Raw genomic sequence first — 23154 nt, 5'->3', positions numbered from 1 at the left:
CGAACCTATTTGCTGGGCGCGTCCCAACCCGCGGACATGGAGTACGACTTCACGCGAGCGGTCGGCATCCTCGTGGCAATCGTCGTGGTCGGCGTCGTCGGGCTGGCGTCGGCCGACGTGATGGGGGCAGACACCGTCTTCACGATGGTGCTGCCGTCGATGATCGCGTTCGCGGTCGTCTCGTTCTTCCTCGGGATGAAGCACGGCGAGTACCGCGCGTCGCACTGACGGCCCCGCGAGCGGTCAGTACTGGCCGGCGTCGACGCCCTCGACGCCGGCGTCCGTGAGCTGGAAGCGGACCTGGTCGCCGTCGGGCTTCGAGCGGTGCTTCTCGAGGGTGGCGCGGCGGTTGCCGCCGCGGAACCGGTCGAGGCGGACGACGACGCCCGTCCAGTGGTTGAGCGTGTGGCCGCCCAGGGGGCGCACGCGGTCGCTGTCGCTGTCGACGTCGGTGAACACCTGGTTCGTGACGACGACCGCGAGGTCGTGTTTGCGCGCCAGCGACAGCAGGTGCGCGACCTGGTCGGCGACGCGGCGGAGGGCGTCGCCGCCGTCCTCGTCGTCGCGGGCCAGCCGGTAGAAGCCGGTCGCGGAGTCGACGACGACGAGGTCCGCGCGCTCGGCGAAGTCGCCGGCGTCGCGGACGGCCTCCGCCTGCTCCTCGAAGTCGTGGGCCGCCGAGAGCACGACGCGGCTCGAGGCGGCGTCCGGGTCGTCGGCGCGCGCCCGGAGCAGCTGCTCGAAGCGCGCGACGGAGACGCCCTCCGTGTCGACGTAGACGGCGGTGCCGCCCTCGGCGGCGACCTCGACCGCGGTCGAGAGCGCGACGTTCGTCTTGCCGGCGGCGGGCGGCCCGTAGAACTGGGTGACGGTGCCGCGCTCGACGCCGCCCCCGAGCAGGTCGTCGAGCGCGCCGCAGCCGGTCGAGACGTGGGTGTCGTCGGTCACTGTCTCCGGGTTGGGTGGGCCTCCGCAAAAGAACCTCGGTCGGCCGGACCGGTCGTCGCTCGCGGCCGTCCGCGCGAGCGGCGGGCAAGGGTTTTGCTGTCGGCCGTCCCAGGTTCGGACAGTGATCGTCGTCGCGACGGCGGACTTCGAGGTGTACCACGAGGTCGTCGAGGAGCTGCGCGAGCGGGACGTCGAGTTCACGACCGTCGAGCCCGGCGACCCGCTGCCCGAGCGGACGAGCGTGGTCGTCACGGCGGGCGAGGACGTGGACACCGACCTCCCGGTTGTGGTCGCGGCGGGCGGTGACGCGCGCCGCACGGTCGAGGAGGCGCTGGTGCACGTGCGCGGCGGCGAGGGGCGGACGGTCGTCGGCGTCGACCCGGGGACGCGGCCCGGCATCGCGGTGCTGCGCGGCGGGATGCTCGTGGCGGCGTTCCAGGTGCCGGTCGACCGCGCGGCCGACGTCGTCCTGGAGGAGGTCGCGGGCGACGACGACGCGGTGGTGCGCATCGGCGACGGCGCGCGGCTGGAGGGCGCGCGCATCGTCGACGAACTCGACGACGTGCGCGTCGAGCTCGTCGACGAGACGGGGACGACGCCGTTTCTCGGTCCCGGCGCCAGGGGGATGGGCGACGTGCTCGCGGCCGCGAACATCGCGCTGATGGCGGGCGAGGAGATCGAGGGGCGGACCATCGAGCCGACGGCCGGCGAGCTCCAGGTCATCAAGTCGCGGTCGCGGGAGGCCAGCGAGCAGAACCGCGCCATCACGGAGGCGCTCGCCCGGAGGGTCGCGCGCGGCGAACTCACCCTCGAGGAGGCGCTGGCGGAGCACCGCGCGGACGACGCGTAGGGCGGTCGTCGACACCGGCAGGACGGGCGGCGAACAGCACTGCTATCAGGCTCCGCGTGGTACACTCTCGCAAGCGCGGGGGGTGCGGCGGAAACTACTTCCGTCACCACGCCGGATTCCGACACATCACCCGCAGTCGCCAATCATGAACGAAGTCCAACTTGAGGTGGCGAAAGCCTACCCGAACGACTCGGGGAGGGGCATCGCTCGCCTCGACCCCGACACGCTGTTGCACCTGAAGCTCAGCCCGGGAGACATCATCGAGATCGAGGGGGCGGAGACGACCGCCGCGAAGGTGTGGCGCGCCGACCGGCAGGACTGGAACACGGACACCATCCGCATCGACGGGTTCACGCGCCAGAACGCCGACGTCGGCATCGGGGAGCGCGTGAAGATCCGGAAGGCGGACGCCGAGAAGGCCGACCGCCTCGTGCTGGCGCCGCCGGAGGACGCCAGCGTCCAGTTCGGGTCGGACGCCGCCGGCATGGTGAAACGCCAGATCCTCAAGCGGCCGGTGGTCTCGCGGGACATCGTGCCCGTCATGTCGTCGACGAACCACCCGTTCATGCGGTCGCCCGGCCAGGCGATCCCGCTCATCGCCGTCGAGACCGACCCGGAGGGCGTCTGCCTGGTCACCGAGGACACGGACGTCGAGCTCCGCGAGGAGCCCATCAGCGGGTTCGAGCGCACGGGCGGCGGCATCACGTACGAGGACATCGGCGGCCTCGAGAACGAGATCCAGCGCGTCCGGGAGATGGTCGAACTCCCGATGAAACACCCCCAGATCTTCCAGAAGCTCGGCATCGAGCCGCCCCAGGGCGTGCTCCTGCACGGCCCGCCGGGCACGGGGAAGACGCTGCTGGCGAAGGCCGTCGCCAACGAGACGTCGGCGAGCTTCTTCTCCATCGCCGGCCCCGAGATCATCTCGAAGTACTACGGCGAGAGCGAACAGCAGCTGCGGGAGATCTTCGAGGACGCCAAGGAGGACTCGCCGGCGATCATCTTCATCGACGAGCTGGACTCCATCGCGCCCAAACGCGAGGACGTCACCGGCGAGGTCGAGCGCCGCGTCGTCGCCCAGCTGTTGACGATGATGGACGGCCTCGAGGGCCGCGGCCAGGTCATCGTCATCGCGGCGACGAACCGCGTCGACGCCGTCGACCCGGCGCTGCGCCGGCCGGGCCGCTTCGACCGCGAGATCGAGATCGGCGTCCCGGACGAGGTCGGCCGCGAGGAGATCCTGAAGATCCACACGCGCGGCATGCCGCTTTCCGACGACGTGAACCTCTCCTCGCTCGCGGACGACACCCACGGGTTCGTCGGCGCGGACATCGAGAGCCTGACGAAGGAGGCGGCGATGCGCGCGCTCCGCCGGTACCTCCCCGAGATCGACCTCGACGAGGAGGACATCCCGCCGAGCCTCATCGACCGCATGATCGTCAAGCGCCAGGACTTCAAGGGCGCGCTCAACGAGGTCGAGCCGTCCGCGATGCGGGAGGTCCTCGTCGAGCTCCCGAAGCTCTCCTGGGACGACGTCGGCGGCCTCGAGGACGCCAAACAGGAGATCAAGGAGTCCGTGGAGTGGCCGCTGAACCAGCCCCAGAAGTTCACGCGGATGGGCATCGACCCGCCCGCCGGCGTCCTCCTCTACGGGCCGCCGGGGACGGGGAAGACGCTGATGGCGAAGGCCGTCGCCAACGAGACGGACGCGAACTTCATCAGCGTGCGCGGCCCCCAGCTGCTCTCGAAGTGGGTCGGCGAGTCCGAGAAGGCCATCCGGCAGACGTTCCGGAAGGCCCGCCAGGTGTCGCCGACGGTCGTGTTCTTCGACGAGCTGGACAGCCTCGCGCCCGGCCGCGGCCAGGACGTCGGGAACAACGTCAGCGAGCGCGTCGTCAACCAGCTGCTCACCGAGCTCGACGGCCTCGAGGAGATGGAGGACGTGATGGTGATCGCGGCGACGAACCGCCCGGACATCATCGACCCCGCGCTCATCCGCTCGGGCCGCTTCGACCGGCTCGTGCAGGTCGGCCAGCCGGACGTCGACGGCCGCGAGCAGATCCTGAAGATCCACAGCGAGGCCATCCCGCTGGGCGCGGACGTCAGCCTCCGCGAGCTCGCGGAGCTGACCGACGGCTACGTGGGCAGCGACCTCGCGAACATCGCCCGCGAGGCCGCCATCGAGGCGCTGCGCGAGAACGAGGACGCCGAGGTCGTGGAGATGCGGCACTTCCAGAAGGCGATGGAGGACGTCCGCCCGACCGTCACGGACGACCTCCAGGAGTACTACGACCGCGTCGAAGAGCAGTTCAAGGGCAGCCAGACGCCGGAGCCCGGCCGCGAGCGCGGCGGCCACATCGGCTTCCAGTAGTCCCGTTTTCCTGCGCGGTGGCCCCTCGCTCGCCGCGGTCGTTCGCCGAGTGAACCGCTCGCTCCAATCGCGAAGTGAACCGCTCCGTTCCCGACCGCCGGGGACGTAAGTACGTTCGCCGCGCTCGCTGGCAGCGAAACGGGAACGGGGTACTGAAGGGGGGACCGTCCAAACAACGGGCCGATGGCTCCTGCGCCCTCCAGACGAGACGTACTGAGCGCGCTCGCGGCCGCCGGCGTCGCCGGCGTCGCGGGCTGCACTGGCAGTCCCGGCAGCGGCGGCGAGACGACCCGGCCGCCGACGAGCGCCGAACCCACCACCGCGGCGTCGACGACCGCGGCGACGACGGACGAGCCGACGACCGGGGAGAGTGCGGACGCGGCCGCAGTCGACCCGGCGGACAGCCCCGTCGCGGCGGTCGAGTCGGCGTTCACCGCGGAGGACGTCGAGGGGTTCCAGTCGCGGTTCCACCCGCTCCACCCGATGAGCGCCGAGCGGATGACCCGGGAGCAGGCGGAACCGCTCCACGAGAACGCCAGCGAGCCGACGACCGTCGAGCGCGCGGACCGCGAGGTCACCGTCGACCTCGTCCTGTCGTCGACGCTGCCGGGGTCGGACGTCGAGCGCGCCGCCGTCGAGGACGCGCTCGACGGGGCCGGGACCGCCGTCGTGACGGCCACCGTCGAGGGGACGGACTCGGGCACACAGCGGGTCCAGTTCGTCACCGTCGAGCGGGACGGCGGCTGGCTGGTCCTCGCACAGGGGCTGCCGGCGCCTGAGGAGTCGTCGTCGGGCGTCCTGGAGGCCCGCGTCGTCGGGGGCGTCGCGTTCGAAGCCGACCAGGAAGCGGCGCGCGTGCAGTTCGTCTCGGACGTGGTCGCGGACGGCGTGACCGTGGAGTCCGTCCGGGCGGGCGAATCCACGTCGACGAGCACGCCCGGGAGCACGACGTACCTCGAGGTCGGCGTCGACCCCGAGGGCGACGAGGTCGTGGTCTCCGCGACCGTCGACGACGAGTCCCGGGTCGTCCACCGCGAGCGCTTCCCCGAGGACGACCGCCTCGTCGACGACGTGGAGTTCGTCGCCGACCCCGAGACCGACGACCGGGACGCGATCGCGCGCGTGACGTTCAACGACACCGACGGGGAGGGACGGGTGCGCGTGGTCTCGACGGTGAACGACGGCAGCGCGGAAGCCGAGCCGGCGGGGTCGCTGAACTACCTCAACGTCGGCGTCGACCCCGAGGGCGACGAGGTCGTCGTGACCTACCCCGTCGGCGACGACGCCGAGGAGGTCCACCGCGAGCGCTGGCACCCGTAGCGGTCGCCGGGCGGCCCGCCAGCGGGAGAACCGGGGAGAGAACGAGCGGCGTTACTCGTCGACGAGGACGGCGTTGACCTGGCCGTTCTGGCCGGGGCGGGACGTGACGCGGGCCGTCCCGGCGTCCGTCTCGATGACGGCGCCCTTCGTGACGATGTTCCGGCGGGCGTAGTTCGGGTTGGCGTCGTTCTCCACGACGTCCTCGATGGTGGCGCGGACCGTGCCGTCGTCGGTGGAGACGTTCGCGACGTTCGTGGAGAGCGCGCGCACCTTCTCGACGTTGCCGCGCGCGTCGACGGTCCGGAACCGGGGTTCGCCGACCGTCGTCTCGGTCGGGCTCCGGCCGAGTTCGGACTTGTCCTTCTTCGAGCGCGGGCGGAGTCGGGCGCCGGTCTTCGAGCGCTTGGAGCGGCCCTGGTATTGCATACGCGGAGAGTGGCCCACGACGTACTTGAAAGGCTCGGTTGGCCGAGAACAGCGGGTTTTACCGGCGTGCGAGCCGTCGCCGCGGGTATGAGTCTCCGGGTGGCGGTGGCGGCGCCGTTCAGGCAGAAGGGCAGAGAGCGGCTCCCAGAGCAGGCGTTCGTCGTGGCGCTGTCGCTGGACCGCGACTGGATGAGTCCCGACCAGGCCAAGCGCCTGCTGGACGTCGCGGCCGGCGAGGGCCTCGTCAAGCGCGAGGGCGGCGAGGTGGCGGCGGCCTTCGACGTCGACGGCGTCGAGATCCCCGAGGAGTACTCGCCGGACGAGTCGCTGTTCCAGGAGCGGTCGGCGTTCGAGCGCGCGCTGGACGCGCTCGCCGACGCCGGCCACGACCGCCAGGAGACGGTGGCGGCCGTGAACCGCCTCCAGCAGGAACTCGGCGTCACGGCGGACGCGGCGGCGGTGGTGTACGCGCGCCGGCGCGGCGTGGACGTCGACGGCGCCGCGTCGAAGGCGCGCGCGGACCTGGAGGGGTAGCGTGGTCGAGGACCGCATCACGGACGGCACGCGCATCGCGCAACTGCTGTCCAGCGAGGTCACGGGCCACGGGGACGACCCGTACGGCCGGCTGGCGGTGACGAACGCGGACCCGGACGTGGAGCCGACGACGGACGGCGCGCACGCCTACGACGTCGCACTGGACGGCGAGCGGCTCGCGGCCGTGTACGTCCAGCCCGACCGCGTGCGCGTGGAGGTGTTCGACGGCCTGGCGGCGGCGCGGCGCGAGGCCGGGGAGCGCGGGCTGCGCGCGCGGCCGGTCGGCGGTCGGCCGCCGCGGCTCCTGGTGTTCGTGCCGGACGGCGCGAAGACCAAGCGCGCGCTGGACGTCCTCGGCGCGGCCGCGGACGCGGCTACGACCTGAGCCGGTCGGCGGCGAGCTCGGCGGCCCGCCAGCAGCCGACGGCGACGGCGAGCACGGTCGCGGCCGCGGCGAGAGCCAGCCACAGGAGGACGGCGCCGCCGACGCCCGCCGGCCCGAACGCCGACAGCAGGGGGCCCGGGGCGACCAGCAGCGCGAGCGCCGGGCCGACGAACGCGAGCACGCCGAGCGCGCCGGCGACCTGGAGGACCCGCGCCTGCAGCGGCCGGAGGCCGGCGCCGGACAGCAGGAGCGCCGCGCCGGCGACGGCGACGCCGGCGGCGAGCACGAAGAAGCCGAACACGACCGCGAGACCGCCGGGGAACCCCTCGGCGCCGAGGCCGCTGGCCGCGAGCGCGGCGCCGAGCAGGACGAACGCGGCCCCGGCGACGGCGAGGAGGGCGCGGAGGACGCTTCGGAGGGAGGGCACGTGCGGTGGCTCGCGGCGGACCGACAAGTGCTTTCGGTCGCGGCGACGGCTCGCAGCGCCGACCGGCCCGGAAAGCGAACCGCTTTTGCCCGGAGCGAGGGACCCCCACCCATGGGCTTCTTCGACGACCTGGCGGCGCGCATCGACGCCGCCGACACCGTCGTGAGCGTCGGCCTCGACCCCGACCTCGACCGCCTCCCCGACGAGGTCCGGGACGCGGACCTGCCGCGGTGGGCGTTCAACCGCCGCGTCATCGACGCGACCCACGAGCACGCCGCCGTGTTCAAGCCGAACGCGGCGTTCTACGAGGACGCCGACGGCTGGCGCGCGCTCCGCGAGACGGCGGCGTACGCCCACGGCAAGGGCGTGCCCGTGCTGCTGGACGCCAAGCGCGCGGACATCGGGAACACCGCGCGCCGGTACGCCGAGGTGCTGGAGTACGTGGACGCGGTCACTGTCAACCCCTACCTCGGCGAGGACGCCCTCCAGCCGTTTCTCGCCCGCTCGGACGCCGGCGTGTTCGTGCTGTGCCGGACGTCGAACCCCGGCGGCATGGACTTCCAGCACCTCGAGCTCGCCGCGTACGATCGCCGGCTCTACGAGCACGTCGCCGAGCGCGCGGCCGGCTGGAACGACGAGTACGGCAACGTCGGCCTCGTCGTGGGCGCGACGGCGCCCGACGAGCTGGAAGCGATTCGCGAGCGCGTCCCGGAGCTCCCGTTCCTCGTGCCGGGCGTCGGCGCGCAGGGCGGCGACGCGGAGGCGGCCGTCGAGTACGGCCTGAACGACGAGGGCGTCGGCGTCGTGAACTCCACGCGCGGCATCATCTTCGCGGGCGAGGACTCGCCGGCGTGGGAGCGCGCCGCCGGCGACGCCGCGCGCCGCCTGAAAGAGCGCCTGAACGAGCACCGGTAGGGCGGTCAGCGCGGACCGCTGTCGCCGCGGCCGGCCCGGACCTCGGCGGCGCAGTCCGTGCAGTAGCCGGTCTCGGGGTCGTAGTGGGCCTCGCAGACGAGCGCGCCGCAGCGACTGCACTGGTAGTCGGCGCGCTGGCGCTCGCAGATCTGGCAGAGCCCGCTCACGCTCATGCGGTGGCGTACGCGCTCCGTCGTGAAAGCCGGTGGGGCCAACAGCCTTTACGCTCGCGGCCCCAACCACGGGTGTGGAGACGGACTCGAGCATCGTCTGGGGGTTGACCGGCGTGTTCGGCGTGCTCGCCGCGGTGTTCGGCGTGCTCGGCGTCGCGTACAGTCCGGTGGCGCTCGGCGTCGCGGTGCCGTTCGGCGTGGCGGCGGCCATCTTCTACCTGCACGCGTCGGGCCGCCTCGCGGACGCGGCGTTCCGGCGGCGCCGGCTGTCCCGCGAGGAGTACGCCCGCGAGCAGCGCGAGCGCGCGCGACGGGACCGCCAGCGCGCCGGCGGCTTCCGCGGCGGCCGGCGGCGACGGCAGCGAGGCCGAGCGGGCGGCGGCCGCGCGGCAGACGGCTGGGAGGGCGCGAGCGGCGCGGCGTCGACGACGCCGACGCGCGAGGACTACCGCGTGCTGGGCGTCGACCCCGGCGCCAGCGAGGAGGAGGTGCGGGCGGCGTACCGCGAGAAGGCGCGGGAACTTCACCCGGACCGGGGCGGCGACGCCGACGAGTTCTCGCGCGTGAACGAGGCCTACCGTCGGCTGAAGCGGAACGCGTAGCGGACGCCGGCCGACGCGGAACGCGTAGCCGCCGGCCGACTGGCCGACGACTCACACGGAACGCGGAGGCGGCCCAGCGCGTGGCGGCCGGAGGCCGCCGAACCCCCCGTCTCCGTACGTCTCGGGAGCGCTACCCGGGGAAGCCTTTTATTCGCCTCCGCCTAAGCCCCGGCCATGGGGCGTGACCGTGCCCGCCTGGTCCGCGCGCTCGACCGCGGGGAGCAGGAGGGCGGCAGCGTCGAGTTCAAGGAACGGTTCAGCCGCGACGTCCACCTCGCCGACGGCCGCATGGAGAGCCTGGCGGCCCAGCTGCGCCACCGCGTGCTCTCCGGCGACGGCGAGGCCGAGTACGTGCTCGGCGTCACCGACGACGGCGGGCTCGCGGGCGTCAGCCCGGAGACGTTCTCGGAGACGATGGACGTGCTGAGCCTGCTCGCCGAGGAGGCCGGCGCGCACATCGCCGACGTCCAGACGTGGGGCGTCGACAGCGTCCGCGAGGCGGACGGCGACGCAGACGCGGGCATCGTCGGCGTCGCGACGGTCCGCGAGGGGTCGTCGCTCGCGCCGAGCGACGACCACATCATCGTCGGGACCGCCGGCCACGTCGACCACGGGAAGTCGACGCTCGTCGGCAGCCTCGTCACGGGCGACCCGGACGACGGCGACGGCGACACCCGGGAGTTCCTCGACGTGCAGCCGCACGAGGTCGAGCGCGGCCTCTCCGCGGACCTCTCGTACGGCGTCTACGGGTTCGACGGCGACGGCCCGCTGCGCGTGCGGAACCCCGACCGGAAGGACGAGCGCGCGGCGGTCGTCGAGCGCGCCGACCGCGTCGTGTCGTTCGTGGACACGGTCGGCCACGAGCCCTGGCTGTCGACGACCATCCGCGGCCTCGTCGGCCAGAAACTCGACTACGGGCTGCTGACGGTCGCCGCGGACGACGGCCCGACGAAGACGACCCGCGAGCACATCGGCGTGCTGCTGGCGACCGAGCTGCCGACCATCGTCGCCATCACGAAGACCGACCTCGTCGACGACGACCGGGTCGCCGAGGTGGAGCGGGCGGTCGAGCGCCTGCTCCGGAACACGGGCCGGTCGCCGCTGCCCGTCGAGCGCCACGGCGTCGACGCCGCCGTCGACGAGATCGGGGACAACGTCGTGCCCATCGTGCGCACGAGCGCCGTGACGATGGACGGCCTGGACGTCCTCGACGAGATGTTCGAGCGCCTGCCGAAGACGACCGCGGCGAGCGGGCCGTTCCGGATGTACGTCGACCGCACGTACAAGGTGACAGGCGTCGGCGCCGTCGCCTCGGGCACCGTGAAGTCCGGCACCGTGGAGGCCGGCGACGAGCTCCGCCTGGGGCCGTTCCCGGACGGCGAGTTCCGCACCGTCGAGGTGCGGTCCATCGAGATGCACTACCACCGCGTGGACCGCGCGGAGGCCGGCCGCATCGTCGGCATCGCGCTGAAGGGCGTCCGCGAGGCCGACGTCGAGCGCGGGATGGTGCTGCTGCCGGCCGACGCCGACCCCGAGCCCGTCAGGGAGTTCGAGGCGGAAGTGATGGTGTTGAACCACCCGACGCGCATCGACGCGGGGTACGAGCCCGTCGTCCACCTGGAGACGGTCGCGGAGGCCGCGCGCTTCGAGCCGGAGGGCGGCCAGCTGCTGCCCGGGGACACGGGCGAGGCGACGGTCCGGTTCAAGTTCCGGCCGTACCTCGTCGAGGAGGGCCAGCGGTTCGTGTTCCGCGAGGGCTCCAGCAAGGGCGTCGGCACAGTCACGAACGTGCCGGACGGCGAGTAGCGTCCCGCGGCGTCACGCCGGCAGGCGGTAGCCGCCGTCGCCGCGCTCGGCGAGGCCGAGCAGGACCGCCCAGTCGAGGCGGCGCTCGACGCGGCCCGTCCAGAACGCCGGCCAGTTCTCGCGCTTCGCGCGCTCCCACTGGGGGACCCGGTCGCGGACCGCCTCGAAGACTTCGGCGGCGGTCCGCGCGTCCGCGTCGTCGAGGGCGGCCAGGCAGTCGGCGGCGAGGAAGACGTTCTCGCGGAAGTTCGCGGCGAGGGCGGCCGCGTCCGGGTCGCCGCGTCCGCGCGCGAACCCCTTCTCGGTGTCGTCGACGACGCCGAGCGCCGCGAGGAACACGAGCCACGCCGACGCTGTCCCGCGGTCGGGGACGCCGGCCCGCTCGACGAGGCGGCGACAGCAGTCGGCCTCGGGTTCGGGCACCAGCGGCACGGCGTCCCGGACCGTCCAGACGGCGTCCAGGGAGTCGGGCGCGGGCGGCACGGGCTTGCGCTGCATGCGTCCGCGTCCGCGCCGGACAGCCTTGAGTCGTTTGGACGCGGCGGTCGAGCGGCGCGGCGAGTCGAGCGGCGCGGCGAGTCGAGCGGCCCCGGTCGCGGTTCGACCGGACGGCCCCTCCGGCGGTTCGGTCAGGCGACCGGCCCGCGCGTGCAATCGGGGGACGACGGGGGGCGTTGTTAGCTCGGTTACGGGTAGCGGTAGGCACCGCTTACGCCACCGTGTTTTTTCTTCTTGGCGGCCCAACAGACTGACCGTACAGCCGGGAGCTGCACGCGCCGCAGTGCCGCATCTGGCCCCATCCCCCCACAATGGTCGACAGCACCCAGATCTCGACGAGCAAGGCGATACAGCAGCGGACCGGGAAGACCTTCCACCTGGCGACGCGACTGCTGCCCGAACGCGTCCGCCACGCGACCTACGTCCTGTACGCGTTCTTCCGCGTGGCCGACGACGTCGTGGACACCACGGCGGACCGCGACCCGGACGAGCAGCGCGCGGAACTGGAGGCGGTGCGCCGCGCGGCGCTCGGGGAGGCGCCCGCCGACGTCGACGCGCTCGACGCGGACGAACAGGAGGTGCTGGCGGCGTTCCACGAGCTCGCGGGGCGGTACGGCATCGACGACGAGGACGTGGACACGTTCGTCGACGCGATGCTCGCGGACCTCGACACCCAGCACTACGACGCGTACGCGGAGCTCGAGGCGTACATGCGCGGGTCGGCGGTCGCCGTGGGGAACATGATGATGGACGTGATGACCGTCGAGGACCGCGAGGCCGCGGCGCCCCACGCCGCGGCGCTCGCGGAGGCGTTCCAGCTGACGAACTTCCTGCGGGACGTCCGCGAGGACGTCGACGACTACGGCCGCGTCTACCTCCCGGGGGAGACGCGCCGCGAGCACGGCGTCACCGTCGACCAGCTGCGGCGCCACGAGGTGACGCCGGGGTTCCGGGACGCGGTCCGGACGGAGCTGGCGCGCACGGAGGCGCGCTACCGGGAGGGCGTGGCGGGCATCAAGTACCTGCCCGAGGACTGCCAGTTCGCGGTGCTGGTCTCGGCGGTGCTGTACGCCGACCACCACCGCGAGATCCGCGCGCGCGGCTGCGACACGCTCACGGCGACGCCGTCGCTGTCGACGCCCCGGAAGCTCTGGCTGGTCGCGAAGACGCGGCTGTACTGGGCGTACTACGGCGACCCCGAGCACGTGTTCTACCGCGTAAGCTGCGTGTCCTCGCACGCCGACCACCGACACGGCCACGGCGACCCCCACCCGGCGCCGTAGTCGCGTCCGCCAGCGAGGGCGGCGGGGTCCCGTGGCCGCCAGTCACCGGTCGCGGGCGGGGTTCCGGTCGCGGACGGCGAAGTCGAAGCGGTCCGTCCGGAGCAGCGCGACGCCGAGCACCGCGGCCGCGAGCACGGGCGCGACCTGCCCGAACGCGGCGTTGACGGCCCCCCAGAGGATGACGAAGCTCACGAGGTCGTCGAGCATGAACGGGCAGTCCGCGAGTCGCTCGCGGAGGTCGGCGGCGTCGAACCCCCAGTCGAGGACGGCGACGGAGACGGTCGCCGAGAGCACCCAGCCGAGGTAGTTCGACAGCGGGACGCCGTGGTAGGCGCCGCCGGCCTCGTACGCCCAGAAGCCGAGCGCGACCGCTCCGGGGTCGATGACGACGTCCATCCAGACGACGACGGCGGCGACGAGCGGGACGCGGACGGCCGCGCGGCGGGCGAGGGGGCCGCCGACCAGCAGCACGAGCAGGTAGCTGTTGACGACCAGCGGCAGGAAGAACACGGGCAGGCCCAGGGGGACGGCGCCGGCGAGCATCGGACCGAGGTCGACGAGGTACGCGAACTCGCCGTACGGCCAGCCGGTGTGGACGCCGACGAGTTCGACGCCGTACGCGTACGCGGCGAGCGCGAGCACCGCGACCGCGGCGCGGCGGTCCGCGAGGGGGAGGAGGCCGGCGACCAGCGGCAGCCGCATGACGGTGACGCCCGCGAGCACGAGGTAGGGGTTGAACGCGAGCGGGTCGGGCAGCCACCCCCACGCGGACGCGAGCAGGAGGGCGGCGCCGACGACCGGGAACACCACGGCGATCTCGAAGCGGTGGCCGGCGACGAGGTCGTCGAGGCGGCGTTCGACGCGCGCTCGCGTCCACTCGCCGCCGAGCGCGGCCGCGGACTCCGAGCCTGGTTCGGCGTCACCCATTGGTGAGCCTCCAGAGGCCGCCGAGCGTGATGAGCGCGCCGACGGCGGTGTTCACGGCGGGGTACCACCAGTACGCGCGGTCGACGTCGACGTCCGACCGGACGATGCCGGCGACCAGGAGCGGGTACGCGAGCAGGACGGTGCCGAGCCGCCAGTCGACGAGCCCGAACGCGGCGGCGGCGGCGAGCCAGCACGCCGCGCAGTACGCGTACGTGCGGCGTTCGCCGAGCGCGGTCGCGGTGGTGGTGACGCCGGCCTCGCGGTCGGGTTCGATGTCCGGGATGGCGGAGAACGTGTGCATGCCCATCGCCCACAGCCAGCCGCCGGCGACCGCCAGGAGCGGCGGGTGCCGCCCGGCGACGGCGGCGTACGCGGCGGCGCCCGGGAGGACGTACAGGCCGTTCGAGACGGAGTCCAGCAGCGGCGTGGTCTTGAAGCGCAGCGGCGGCGCGCTGTACTCCACCGCGAGCAGCGCCCACGCCGCCAGCCAGGGGACGGCGACCCGGGGCGCCGCGGCGGCCACCGGGACGAGGAGGACTCCCGAGGCGGCGACGACCGCGTGCACGGCGGCGCCGCCGCGGTAGCGCGCCTCCTTCTGGTCCTTCTTGGGGTTCGCCTCGTCGATCTCGCGGTCGAAGGCGTCGTTGACGCCGTACAGGAAGACGTTCGCTGGCACGAGGAAGTACGCGAACAGCGCGAGCGCCGGCGGCGAGAACAGGTCCGGCAGGGAGTCGGCGGCGTACGCGACGCCGACGAGGACGGGGCCGGCGAGGTACAGCCAGAACCGCGGCCGGGACAGCACGAGGAGGTACCGGAGCATCCTACGCGGCGTCTTCGAGGACGTAGTCGGCGGTGAGTTCGCCGCCGATGAGGCACATCGGCACCCCGATGCCGGGCGTGGTGTACGCGCCCGTGAAGTAGAGGCCGTCGAGGGCCGTCGAGCGGTGCGGCGGCCGGAACAGCGACGTCTGGCGGAGCGTGTGCGCGAGCCCGAGCGCGGTGCCGCGGTAGCTGTTGTACCGCTCGGCGAACTCCGAGACTGAGAAGCGCTCCTCGACGACGATGCGGTCGCGGAGGTCGACGCCCGTGTGTTCGGCGACGTCCTCGAGGACGAGGTCGCGGTACGCCTCGCGCACCTCGTCGGTGTCGTCGAGGCCGGGCGCGACCGGGACGAGCGCGAAGAGGTTGCTGTGGCCGTCCGGCGCCACCGAGTCGTCCGTCTCGGAGGCGACACAGAGGTAGTAGGCGGGTTCCTCGGGCCACTCGGGGTCCTCGAAGATCTGGTCGAAGTGCGCCTGCCAGTCGCTGGGCAGCACGAGCGTGTGGTGGGCCAGCGGGTCGACGTCGCCCTCGACGCCCAGGTACAGCAGGAACGCCGACGGCGCGTACGTCCGGGACGCCCAGTAGTCGGCGTCGTACTGGCGTTTCTCCGGCGGCAGGAGCTCCTGTTCGGTGTGGGCGTAGTCGGCGTCCGAGACCACCTCGTCGGCGAAGACGTCGTGGGCGCCGTCGGTCTCGACCTTGAAGCCGCCGCGGTAGCCGTGAATCCTCGTCACCGGGTGGTCGGTGAGGAACCGCACGCCGAGCTCCTCGGCGAGGTCGGCGACGCCGCGGGCCACGCCGGACATGCCGCCCTCGGGGTAGTAGACGCCGAGGTTGAAGTCGACGTGGCTCATGAGGTTGTACAGCGCGGGCGTCGTCGTCGGCGACCCGCCGAGGAACACCAGCGTGTACTGCATCACCTGCTGGAGCTTCGGGTGGTCGAAGTACTTCTCGACGTGGTCCTGCATCGACCCGAGCAGCGTCAGACCCCGGGCGTACTGCGCGAGGTCGGGGTCGAGCCAGTCCCGGACGCGCGGCCGGTCCTCGTAGACGAAGTGCTCCATGCCCACCTCGTAGTTCTCCCGCGCCTGCGCGAGGTAGTCGTCGAGGCGGTCGCCGGCGCCCGGCTCGTAGGCGTCGAAGACGGCCTTGACCTGCTCGCGGTCGGGCGTCACGTCGAGGACGTCGCCGTCAGCGTTCACGTCGAGGCCGGGCGGCGCGCGGCCGGGGCGGCGGCCGGCGTTGTCCTTGAAGAAGATGCGGTAGTGGGGGTCGAGGTGCGTCAGCCCGTAGTAGTCCGTCGGCTCGCGCCCGAAGTCCGCGAAGAACCGCTCGAAGACGTCCGGCATCAGGTACCACGACGGCCCCATGTCGAAGGTGAACCCGTCGCGCTCGAGGACGCTCGCTCGCCCGCCGACCTGCTCGTTCTTCTCGACGACGGTGACGTCGGCGCCCGCGTCCGCGAGGTAGCAGGCCGTCGACAGGCCGCCGAAGCCAGCGCCGACCACGGCGACCGACCGACCCGACAGGGCGTTCATGCCTCTCTCGTGTGGCTCGGCGAAGATAAAACGACGCGTTCCCGCCGCCGTCGCCGCGTCCGGCGCCCGACGGCCGCGTCCGTGTCAGGCGACGCCGAACCCCTCGGCGAGCAGGTCCTCGCGGACGCCGCCGAGCGCGTACGTCGGCCCGCCCTCGACGTCGACGGTGACCTGGGCGGGACCGAACACGCCCTCGTCGACGGCGCCGGCGTCCCAGTCGTGGTCGTCGAAGACGTCCGCGAACGGCCGCCCGTAGCGCTCGGCCGCCGAGGACGGCACGGCGTCGAACTCGTCGAAGTCCTCGGCGACGGTGAGGTGGACGCGGCCGCCGTACGCGAGCGCGTCGTTCGTCCGGGCGATAGCGGCCTCCTCGTCGCCCGGGACGGGCGCGACGGGCGCGCTCCCCGTCGCGGTGAGGACGTCCGTGGGGTCGTAGCCGAGCTCGTACAGGCGGAAGACCGCGAGCTCGGCGGCCCGCGCCGCCGCGGTGACGCCGCCCGCGACGCTCGCGGTGCGGTACGCCGCCAGGAACACGCTCTCCGGGTTCACGTCCGCGAGCTCCGCGACCTGTTCGGCCGCGGACGCGGTCGGGAGCGCGTCGCTCTCCAGGGCGAGCACCGCGAACTCGAAGGCGTCCACGTAGTCGATGGCCTCGTACTCGCCCTCGCGCGCCACGAGGGCGCGCGCCGGCCCGCTCCCGAGCCCCTCGTAGTCGGCCGTGGAGAGCTCCCAGCCGGCCTTCTGCGCGCCGAGCAGCGCGACTGCGGGGCGGTCGCAGGCCAGTTCGACGTACGGGAACGCCGCGCCCGCCACGACGTCGACGCGCGTCTGCAGGGTCGCCAGCCCCGCGGTCTGGAGTTCGGCGAGCAACAGCCCGGCTTCGAGGCCGCCGCGGTGCTGGACGCCGAAGTCGATGACCGTCGCGCCGTTGTCGAGCTCGAACGCGCCGACGTCGAGCTCCTCGGTGAACTCGAGGGCCTCGTCGGCGAGCTCAAGCGCCATCCGGTTGAGACTGTCCATGGCGCCGGGTTCGGCGCCCCCACACAAGAGGTTTCTCAGTCCGGCCGTGTCGGCGTCCCGACGCGTCCCGCCGGTAATCTCGTCCTACCGCTGTCAGGTGCCGAGCGACTGAAGTGCCTGCAGCGCACAGACGGTTCCGCCATGCGCCGCGACCGCCTCGCCGTCTGCGCCGCGCTCGTGCTCGTGTTCGCAGCGGCACTCGCCGCGACCGGCCCGGCCGCCGCGTCCGCCCAGCCCGACCGCGGGGACGCGGGAGCCGCCCTGGTCGCGGCCGCACCGGCCGGGGAGACGACCGCGAGCCAGTCCGTCAGGCCGTCGCGGGACCGCGAGTTCGACAGCGAGGCTCGCGCCGCCATCTACGACGTCGTGCGGTCGCTGCCGGGCGTCCACTTCGCGCGGGCCGCCGAGGACGCCGGCCTGGAGACGTCGACCGCGCGGTACCACGTGCGCGTGCTGGAGCGCGACGGCGTCGTGGACAGCGAGCACGTCCTCGGGAAGAAGCGGCTGTTCCCGTCGGACCGCGACGCCGACCGCGCCGCCGACGCGGCCGCCGTGGACCCGACGACGCGCGCCGTACTGGCGGCCGTCGACCGCACGGACCCCGCGACCGTGAACGCCGTCGCGGCCGCCCTCGACCGCGCGCCCAGCACCGTCTCCGAGCACCTGGACCGGCTGGACGACGCCGGCGTGCTCGACCGGGAGCGCGACGGCGGCAGCGTGGTCGCCCGCCTCAGTCCCGCCGCCGAGGGCCGCCTGCCGTGAGGTGACCGCGCCGGCCGGCTTTCGGGGAATCCGCCAGAACACGCTTTTCCCGTCCGTCCGCAGTGAGGGTATGGGAGTGAACCCGGACGACCTGCTCGCAGTGCTGTCGAACCGCGACTGCCGCGTCGTGCTCCGGGAGCTCGACGACGGCCCGCGGACCGTCGACGAGCTCGGCGCGGCGCTGGCCGCCGCCGACGACGTCCGCAGCGAGCGCGACGGCGTCACGGCCGCACACCACGTCGTCGTGCCGAAGCTCCGGCGCGTCGGCCTCGTGGACGTGGACGCGAGCGGCGTCAGTGCTGCCATCGACGCGGGGCGCGCCGACGCGTCCCGGACGCCGGCGTCGAAGCACACGCGACACGCGTGAGGACGGCGATGGAGGACACGTCGGACGACGACCCACCAGGTCAGGTGGACCACGACGCGGCGCGGCGCGAGGACACCGTCGCCCGGGAGTGGGAGCGGACCGGCGACGGGCGCGCGGCCGCCGAGGTGGTGGCCGCCGTCGCGGCCGCCCTCGACGTCGACCCGGTGACGCTGCCGCCGCTCGCGCACCGCATCGACCCGGACAGCCTCGACGACCTGCTCGCGGACGCGCCGAACGCCACCGTCCGCTTCACGTACGCCGCCTGCCGCGTGCGAGTGACGAGTCGAGGGACCGTGCACGTCGTCCGGGACGCCGCGACGACGACGGCCACGACGCGCCAGCGGTGACGGCCACGACGCGCCAGCGGTGCCTACTCGCGGTCCGAGCGCGCCGGCCGGCCGAGTTCGCGCTCGACGGCGTCGACCTTCTCGGTGGCGGGCCGGTCGTCGGTGCGCTTGTCGTCGACTTTCAGGAACGTGCTCACGCGGTCGGCGTCGACGGCCTTGTGCGCGGCGGCGACCGCCGCGAGCAGCGTGTCGACGTCCTCGGCCTCGATCACGGTGCCCATGGGGTTGGTCTCGTAGCTGACGTCGAAGTCCTCGAGCGCCGCGACGGCGTCCGCGACGTCCGCCGCCATGCTGTCCTCGGTGACGGGCGCGACGCTGAGCAGCGCGATGACTGTCATACCAGGAACTGGGGGCGCTCGGTACTTAGTCCTCGGCGGTCGCGTCGGCGTCCGCGGCCGTCGCCGCCCGGGAGGCCTCGTAGTCCTCGCTGATAGGCGGTCGGAACAGCCACAGGAGCGCGGCGCCGACGAGGAAGATGCCGCCGAGGATGGCGACCGCCCTGATGGACCCGAACATCCCGGCGAGGACGCCGCTGCCCACGCGGAACGGGATGCCGGCGACGCTGCGCAGCATCGCGACCGAGGACAGCAGCGTCGCGCGGCCGACGGACTGCACCTGGTCGTTGATGTAGCGGTTCTGGATGGGGCCGGTGAGCGCGCCGCCGCCCTTCATCACGAAGAACATCGGGAACGCCAGCACGGCCACCATCCCCGCGAGGAGGTACGAGACGGCGATGGCCGCCGGCACGAGCATCATCGCCTTGCGGACGCCGAAGGCGTCCTCGACGTCGCTGGCGTAGTCGCTGGTGACCGCGCTGACGAGCGTGAACGACGAGTACAGCAGCCCGAGGATGACGCCCTCGGTCAGGCCCCAGGACTCCAGGGTCGGCCCGAAGGACTCCCGGAGCGCCTCCTGGGCGATGGGCTGGATCCACATGTCCATGGTCATGATGGCGCCGCTGAACAGCGCGATGTAGACGACGAACCACCGGAGGTCGGGCGCGCGCAGCTGGTCGCGGATGATGGGGAGCGCGTCGACGATGGTGAGGCGGTCGTCGTCCTCGTCGGCGTCGGCCTCGTAGTCGTCGTCGTACATCCGGTTCTTCGGCAGCCGGAGGACGAACACCAGGCTCAGCGTCGCCGCGAGGACGCCCGCGTAGAACGGGTAGAACCGGTCGAGGGAGTAGAGGACCCCGCCGACGGGGATGGTGACGACCTGCACCCAGCGGGAGAGCGCGCGCGACCGGCCGGAGACGTACGTGAACTCGTCCTCGTCGTCGTGTTCTTTGAGGGTGTCGTAGAGCCACGCGCTGCCGCTGCCGGAGAGGAACGTGCCGCCGAACGACAGCATCACGAACGTGAACGTGAAGCCGACGAAGTCGGTGGCGACGAGGTAGCTGGCGTTCGAGACGAGCATGAGGAACCCGCCGACTGCGAGGCTGTTCCGGCGCCCGATACGGTCGCCGACGTAGCCAGTCGGGATCTCGCCGGTCACGACGACGACGGACTGGATAGTGGCGATGAGGCCGATCTGGGGGAGCGAGAGGCCGTTGAACAGCAGGAACAGCGTGTAGACGGGGTAGTGGAAGTTCGGTCGTGCGGTCGCCCGGTAGAGGTAGTACCGCCGGATGACCTGGGACTTCGAGAGGCGGCTCATCGGAGGACACGGTACTGTTATTCTAATCAGACATATATCCACCGAGAGAGTGGTTCACATTCTCACATCCCTCGGCGAGCGGGCGCGTTCGAGTCCCCCTCGGCGGTTCTCCGCTCCGGCCGGATCCGGGCAGGTGAACAGAATTAAAGTATGAAAAGTGATACAACCGGCGGCTCGCCTCGCGGCGCGTGCGAACGACCGGCACCGTTCAAGTGCCAGGCGCCCGTACGCCCGCTCATGCCAGGTCGCAGCGGCCGCCTCCAGCGCGTCGGCCTCCTGTTCTTCGCCGTCGCGCTCGTGGGGTACGCGGTGTTGGGCTGGCGGTTCGGCGACGGCTCGACCGACCCGGCGGCGTTCGGACTCGCGCTGGTCGCCGTCGGCGTCGCCGCCTACAGCACGCTCCGCAGTCGCGGCTGAGCGAGGCGGCCGCGTCGTGAGCGCCCGCGCACCGGCGTCGCGTCCGCCCGGGCCAGGTGCGCCGCGCGTTCGCGACCGGACGGAGCACCGACACGGCGGCGAAACCCCCCTTACAAGACCCTCACCGACGATGCGGACGTATGGTAACGTTACTCTCCGTCGGCGGGCTGCTCCTCGCCGTCTTCCTCGTCGTCATGAACGGCGTGTTCGTCGCCGCCGAGTTCGCGTTCGTGAAACTCCGGCCGACGCGCGTGAACGCGCTCGTCGACCGCGGGAAGCCCGGCGCCGGCCTCGTCCGCGACGCCATCGAGAACCTGGACGGGTACCTCGCCGTGAGCCAGCTCGGCATCACGCTGTCCTCGCTCGGCCTCGGGTGGATCGGCGAGCCCGCCGTCGCCGCCCTCATCGAACCGGTGCTCGGCGAGGTGCTGCCCCCGAGCGCGGTCCACCTCGTCGCGTTCGCGCTCGGGTTCGGCTTCATCACGTTCCTCCACGTCGTGTTCGGCGAGCTCGCGCCGAAGACGCTCGCCATCCAGGAGGCCGAACGCGTGGCGTTCCTCGTCGCGCCCCTGATGAAGTTCTTCTACTACGTCTTCATGCCCGGCATCGTCGTCTTCAACGGCACCGCGAACTACTTCACCGGCCTCGTCGGCGTCTCTCCCGCGGCGGAGGGCGGGGAGACGCACTCCGAGGAGGAGATCCTGATGATCCTCAGCCGCGCCGAGGAGTCCGGCCGCATCGACCTCGACGAGGTGGAGATGATCGAGAGCGTCTTCGAGCTCGGTGACACGCTCGTGCGCGAGGTCATGGTGCCGCGTCCGGACGTGGCGACCGTCGCCGCGTCGACGCCCCTCCCGGACCTCCGGTCCGTCGTCGCGAACGGCGCCTACACGCGCTACGTCGTCCTCGACGACGACGGCGAACAGCCCGTCGGGTTCGTGCACGCGAAAGACGTCCTCCAGGCCAGTGAAACCGCCACGGACGGCGAGGAGCCGACGACCGCACGCGATCTCGCTCGCGACGTCGTCGTCGTGCCGGAGACGCGCCGCCTCGACGAGATTCTCGCGGAGTTCCAGGCGCACGGCAGCGGTCAGATCGCGGTCGTCATCGACGAGTGGGGCGTCTTCGAGGGCATCGTCACCATCGAGGACGTCCTCGAGGAGATCGTCGGCGACATCCGCGACGAGTTCGACGCGCCGCCGCGTGCGCCCACGATCGAGACGCGGGACGACGGCACGCACGTCGCGGACGGCGGCGTCCCGCTCCGGGAGGTGAACGACCGCCTCGGCACCGAGTTCGAGGGCGACCAGGTCGAGACCGTCGGTGGCTTCGTCTTCAGTCGCCTCGGCCGCGAACCCGAGGTGGGCGACGAGGTCGAACGCGACGGATACGTCCTCCGCGTCGACGCCGTCGAGGACGCGCGAATCGAACGCGTCGTCCTCTCGGAGTCCGAACGGGGACAGGACGCGTCCGGACAGCAGCAGGACGAGTCCGTGGACGACGCGTAGCCACGGCCCGAGCGTGCCGCGAGCGACACAGTGGTCTCTCGGGGTCGTGGTTGCAGTAGAAGTGCGCTGGCTGGGATTTGAACCCAGGTTGTGACCATGGCAAGGTCACGTGATACCACTACACTACCAGCGCGCCTGCCTTCGTTCGCATTCGGACGAACGGCACGGTCGTATATAAATCCGTTCTTTGCGAACGGCAGTGGGAACGCGGGACAGCCGCGACCGGAGACACCACAGCCCCGACCCGGGAACGCGGAGTGACAGGCAATCGCACGCTATTCGGCGCGTAGGTGGAGTGTAACGCCGTCACACGGCCGGAATCGAAACGCCACCCTTTTAGGCGAGGGCTCGGTACCTAACCTACAGTCTCGTGACGAGACACGGACGCGACACGGCATGACACTCAGCGTACTCGTGCCGTCGTCCCTCGTCCGGGAAGCCGAAGACAAACGCGAGGCCACGCGGAAGCTCGGATACGTCGCACGCGCGGCGGCCGTCTTCGACGTGGACCGCCTCGCGGTCTTCCCGGACCCGGACGGCGAACGGCGCTGGGGCGGCGGGTTCGTCGAAACGGTGTTGCGGTACGCCGCGACGCCACCCTACCTCCGAAAGGAGGCCTTCGGGCGGCGCGACGAACTGGAGTACGCCGGTGTCCTGCCGCCGCTCCGTCTCTCGTCATGGACCGGCTCAGACTCGAGCGGGTCTGGGTCGTTACGACAGGGAATCGTGACCCAGGTCGGATCTGAAGGGCGCGTACGGGTCAATTGCGGCTTGCAACACCCAATCTCCCTCCAGACGCCTCCCGACGTGGAGGTCGAGGAGGGGGAACGCGTGACCATCAGGGTCTCTTCGCGACGACCGGTCCGTGCGAAGCTGGTCGACGAACCCCTCCCGGGGTTCTCGGTCGAACGCACGGCCCTCGGTGACGCGCTCGACCGCCCCGACGCGGGCGTTCGCATCGCCACCTCCCGGCACGGGGAGCCGCTCACCGCGGCTTCCCTCGGGGGGTACGTCGAACGCACCGCCCGGGACGGACTGACCGTCGCCTTCGGCGCCCCCGAACGTGGGCTCCCGCCCATGCTCGGGCTGTCCGAGGACGAGGTCAGCGAGGCGGTCGCCGACTCCGACGCCGACGCACCCGCGCGATTCGACGCCTGGCTCAACACCATCCCCAATCAGGGCAGCGAGGTCGTGCGAACCGAAGAAGCGATGTTCGCCTCACTCGGCTGCCTGACGCTCACGGAGTGATACG

Annotated in this window: 27 protein-coding genes and 1 tRNA gene; 16 read left to right on the top strand and 12 right to left on the bottom strand. The window is 72.3% G+C overall.

The window, feature by feature from the left end:
* The first annotated feature begins 36 nt into the window (after positions 1-36).
* On the top strand, positions 37-228 hold the full coding sequence (locus U5911_RS08600) for a DUF7333 family protein (protein ID WP_336036594.1): 192 nt from the start codon (positions 37-39) through the stop codon (positions 226-228).
* Between the two features lie 15 nt (positions 229-243).
* On the opposite strand, the gene radB is transcribed toward U5911_RS08600, so the two are convergent.
* Positions 244-948 (bottom strand): DNA repair and recombination protein RadB, encoded by a 705-nt coding sequence (gene radB, locus U5911_RS08595; protein WP_336036593.1) that lies wholly within the window; start codon positions 946-948, stop codon positions 244-246.
* A 121-nt stretch (positions 949-1069) separates the two neighbouring features.
* Here radB and U5911_RS08590 point away from each other — a divergent pair, with 121 nt between their 5' ends.
* The 3 genes from U5911_RS08590 to U5911_RS08580 all read left to right on the top strand — a co-directional run bounded on the left by U5911_RS08590 (position 1070) and on the right by U5911_RS08580 (position 5489).
* Positions 1070-1798, top strand: coding sequence for a hypothetical protein (locus U5911_RS08590; protein WP_336036592.1), 729 nt, complete (start codon positions 1070-1072; stop codon positions 1796-1798).
* Between the two features lie 145 nt (positions 1799-1943).
* Positions 1944-4169, top strand: coding sequence for a CDC48 family AAA ATPase (locus tag U5911_RS08585; protein WP_336036591.1), 2226 nt, complete (start codon positions 1944-1946; stop codon positions 4167-4169).
* Between the two features lie 183 nt (positions 4170-4352).
* Positions 4353-5489 carry a twin-arginine translocation signal domain-containing protein gene (locus tag U5911_RS08580; protein WP_336036589.1) on the top strand — a complete coding sequence of 379 codons (1137 nt, stop codon included), beginning with the start codon at positions 4353-4355 and terminating at the stop codon, positions 5487-5489.
* A 51-nt stretch (positions 5490-5540) separates the two neighbouring features.
* Here the strand turns inward: U5911_RS08580 and U5911_RS08575 are convergent, their stop codons facing one another.
* Positions 5541-5915 (bottom strand): 30S ribosomal protein S8e, encoded by a 375-nt coding sequence (locus tag U5911_RS08575; RefSeq protein ID WP_336036587.1) that lies wholly within the window; start codon positions 5913-5915, stop codon positions 5541-5543.
* An 87-nt stretch (positions 5916-6002) separates the two neighbouring features.
* Here U5911_RS08575 and U5911_RS08570 point away from each other — a divergent pair, with 87 nt between their 5' ends.
* Together U5911_RS08570 and U5911_RS08565 are read left to right on the top strand one after the other, a co-directional pair.
* On the top strand, positions 6003-6449 hold the full coding sequence (locus tag U5911_RS08570; protein WP_336036586.1) for a DUF2240 family protein: 447 nt from the start codon (positions 6003-6005) through the stop codon (positions 6447-6449).
* 1 nt (position 6450) lies between these two features.
* Entirely contained in the window at positions 6451-6834 is a 384-nt protein-coding gene (locus U5911_RS08565) for a DUF7993 family protein (RefSeq protein ID WP_336036585.1), read from the top strand.
* Here the strand turns inward: U5911_RS08565 and U5911_RS08560 are convergent.
* The gene (locus tag U5911_RS08560; RefSeq protein ID WP_336036584.1) at positions 6824-7261 is read right to left on the bottom strand and encodes a hypothetical protein; all 438 of its coding nucleotides are present in this window, start codon (positions 7259-7261) and stop codon (positions 6824-6826) included. The two genes, U5911_RS08565 and U5911_RS08560, sit on opposite strands and share 11 nt — an antisense overlap.
* Before the next feature lie 111 nt (positions 7262-7372).
* Between U5911_RS08560 and pyrF the strand changes: the two genes are divergently transcribed.
* Positions 7373-8176: an orotidine-5'-phosphate decarboxylase gene (gene pyrF, locus U5911_RS08555; protein ID WP_336036583.1), complete on the top strand. Its 804-nt coding sequence runs from the start codon at positions 7373-7375 to the stop codon at positions 8174-8176.
* Positions 8177-8181: 5 nt separating this feature from the next.
* Here pyrF and U5911_RS08550 read toward each other — a convergent pair whose 3' ends face one another.
* Entirely contained in the window at positions 8182-8349 is a 168-nt protein-coding gene (locus U5911_RS08550; RefSeq protein ID WP_336036581.1) for a zinc finger HIT domain-containing protein, read from the bottom strand.
* 74 nt (positions 8350-8423) lie between these two features.
* On the opposite strand from U5911_RS08550, the gene U5911_RS08545 reads away from it, so the two are divergent.
* Together U5911_RS08545 and U5911_RS08540 are read left to right on the top strand one after the other, a co-directional pair.
* A complete protein-coding gene (locus U5911_RS08545; protein WP_336036580.1) occupies positions 8424-8951 on the top strand; it encodes a J domain-containing protein in 528 nt (175 codons plus the stop codon).
* 174 nt (positions 8952-9125) lie between these two features.
* Entirely contained in the window at positions 9126-10757 is a 1632-nt protein-coding gene (locus U5911_RS08540) for a GTPBP1 family GTP-binding protein (protein WP_336036578.1), read from the top strand.
* Between the two features lie 12 nt (positions 10758-10769).
* Here U5911_RS08540 and U5911_RS08535 read toward each other — a convergent pair whose 3' ends face one another.
* Positions 10770-11255: a double winged helix-containing putative transcriptional regulator gene (locus U5911_RS08535; protein WP_336036577.1), complete on the bottom strand. Its 486-nt coding sequence runs from the start codon at positions 11253-11255 to the stop codon at positions 10770-10772.
* 311 nt (positions 11256-11566) lie between these two features.
* Here U5911_RS08535 and U5911_RS08530 point away from each other — a divergent pair, with 311 nt between their 5' ends.
* Positions 11567-12538 (top strand): phytoene/squalene synthase family protein, encoded by a 972-nt coding sequence (locus U5911_RS08530; RefSeq protein WP_336036576.1) that lies wholly within the window; start codon positions 11567-11569, stop codon positions 12536-12538.
* A 42-nt stretch (positions 12539-12580) separates the two neighbouring features.
* On the opposite strand, the gene cruF is transcribed toward U5911_RS08530, so the two are convergent.
* The 4 genes from cruF to mch all read right to left on the bottom strand — a co-directional run bounded on the left by cruF (position 12581) and on the right by mch (position 16845).
* Complete coding sequence (gene cruF, locus U5911_RS08525) at positions 12581-13465, bottom strand: bisanhydrobacterioruberin hydratase (RefSeq protein ID WP_336036575.1); 885 nt, start codon at positions 13463-13465, stop codon at positions 12581-12583.
* Positions 13458-14285, bottom strand: coding sequence for a prenyltransferase (locus tag U5911_RS08520; protein ID WP_336036573.1), 828 nt, complete (start codon positions 14283-14285; stop codon positions 13458-13460). Before U5911_RS08520 ends, cruF begins: the two co-directional genes overlap by 8 nt.
* 1 nt (position 14286) lies before the next feature.
* Positions 14287-15825 (bottom strand): phytoene desaturase family protein, encoded by a 1539-nt coding sequence (locus U5911_RS08515; RefSeq protein ID WP_336036572.1) that lies wholly within the window; start codon positions 15823-15825, stop codon positions 14287-14289.
* Between the two features lie 84 nt (positions 15826-15909).
* Complete coding sequence (mch, locus tag U5911_RS08510; protein WP_336036571.1) at positions 15910-16845, bottom strand: methenyltetrahydromethanopterin cyclohydrolase; 936 nt, start codon at positions 16843-16845, stop codon at positions 15910-15912.
* 141 nt (positions 16846-16986) lie between these two features.
* Here mch and U5911_RS08505 point away from each other — a divergent pair, with 141 nt between their 5' ends.
* The 3 genes from U5911_RS08505 (at position 16987) to U5911_RS08495 (ending at position 18321) form a co-directional block, all read left to right on the top strand.
* Positions 16987-17607 (top strand): winged helix-turn-helix transcriptional regulator, encoded by a 621-nt coding sequence (locus tag U5911_RS08505; protein ID WP_336036570.1) that lies wholly within the window; start codon positions 16987-16989, stop codon positions 17605-17607.
* Positions 17608-17677: 70 nt separating this feature from the next.
* On the top strand, positions 17678-17974 hold the full coding sequence (locus tag U5911_RS08500) for a DUF7344 domain-containing protein (RefSeq protein ID WP_336036567.1): 297 nt from the start codon (positions 17678-17680) through the stop codon (positions 17972-17974).
* Positions 17975-17982: 8 nt separating this feature from the next.
* Entirely contained in the window at positions 17983-18321 is a 339-nt protein-coding gene (locus U5911_RS08495) for a HalOD1 output domain-containing protein (protein WP_336036566.1), read from the top strand.
* Positions 18322-18344: 23 nt separating this feature from the next.
* Here U5911_RS08495 and U5911_RS08490 read toward each other — a convergent pair whose 3' ends face one another.
* Positions 18345-18659, bottom strand: a complete 315-nt coding sequence (locus U5911_RS08490; RefSeq protein ID WP_336036565.1) for an MTH1187 family thiamine-binding protein — start codon at positions 18657-18659, stop codon at positions 18345-18347.
* A 25-nt stretch (positions 18660-18684) separates the two neighbouring features.
* Positions 18685-19977 (bottom strand): MFS transporter, encoded by a 1293-nt coding sequence (locus U5911_RS08485; protein ID WP_336036564.1) that lies wholly within the window; start codon positions 19975-19977, stop codon positions 18685-18687.
* A 237-nt stretch (positions 19978-20214) separates the two neighbouring features.
* On the opposite strand from U5911_RS08485, the gene U5911_RS08480 reads away from it, so the two are divergent.
* Entirely contained in the window at positions 20215-20394 is a 180-nt protein-coding gene (locus tag U5911_RS08480; RefSeq protein WP_336036563.1) for a hypothetical protein, read from the top strand.
* A gap of 140 nt (positions 20395-20534) precedes the next feature.
* Positions 20535-21902 (top strand): hemolysin family protein, encoded by a 1368-nt coding sequence (locus tag U5911_RS08475; protein WP_336036562.1) that lies wholly within the window; start codon positions 20535-20537, stop codon positions 21900-21902.
* A gap of 62 nt (positions 21903-21964) precedes the next feature.
* Here U5911_RS08475 and U5911_RS08470 read toward each other — a convergent pair.
* Positions 21965-22035 (bottom strand) — tRNA-Gly (locus tag U5911_RS08470).
* Between the two features lie 263 nt (positions 22036-22298).
* Here U5911_RS08470 and U5911_RS08465 point away from each other — a divergent pair.
* The gene (locus tag U5911_RS08465) at positions 22299-23150 is read left to right on the top strand and encodes a putative RNA uridine N3 methyltransferase (protein WP_336036560.1); all 852 of its coding nucleotides are present in this window, start codon (positions 22299-22301) and stop codon (positions 23148-23150) included.
* The last annotated feature ends 4 nt before the right edge of the window (positions 23151-23154 follow it).

The sequence above is a fragment of the Halobacterium yunchengense genome, assembly GCF_037031165.1.
Lineage (GTDB): Archaea > Halobacteriota > Halobacteria > Halobacteriales > Halobacteriaceae > Halobacterium > Halobacterium yunchengense.
This window is presented reverse-complemented; position numbering and strand designations above follow the sequence as displayed.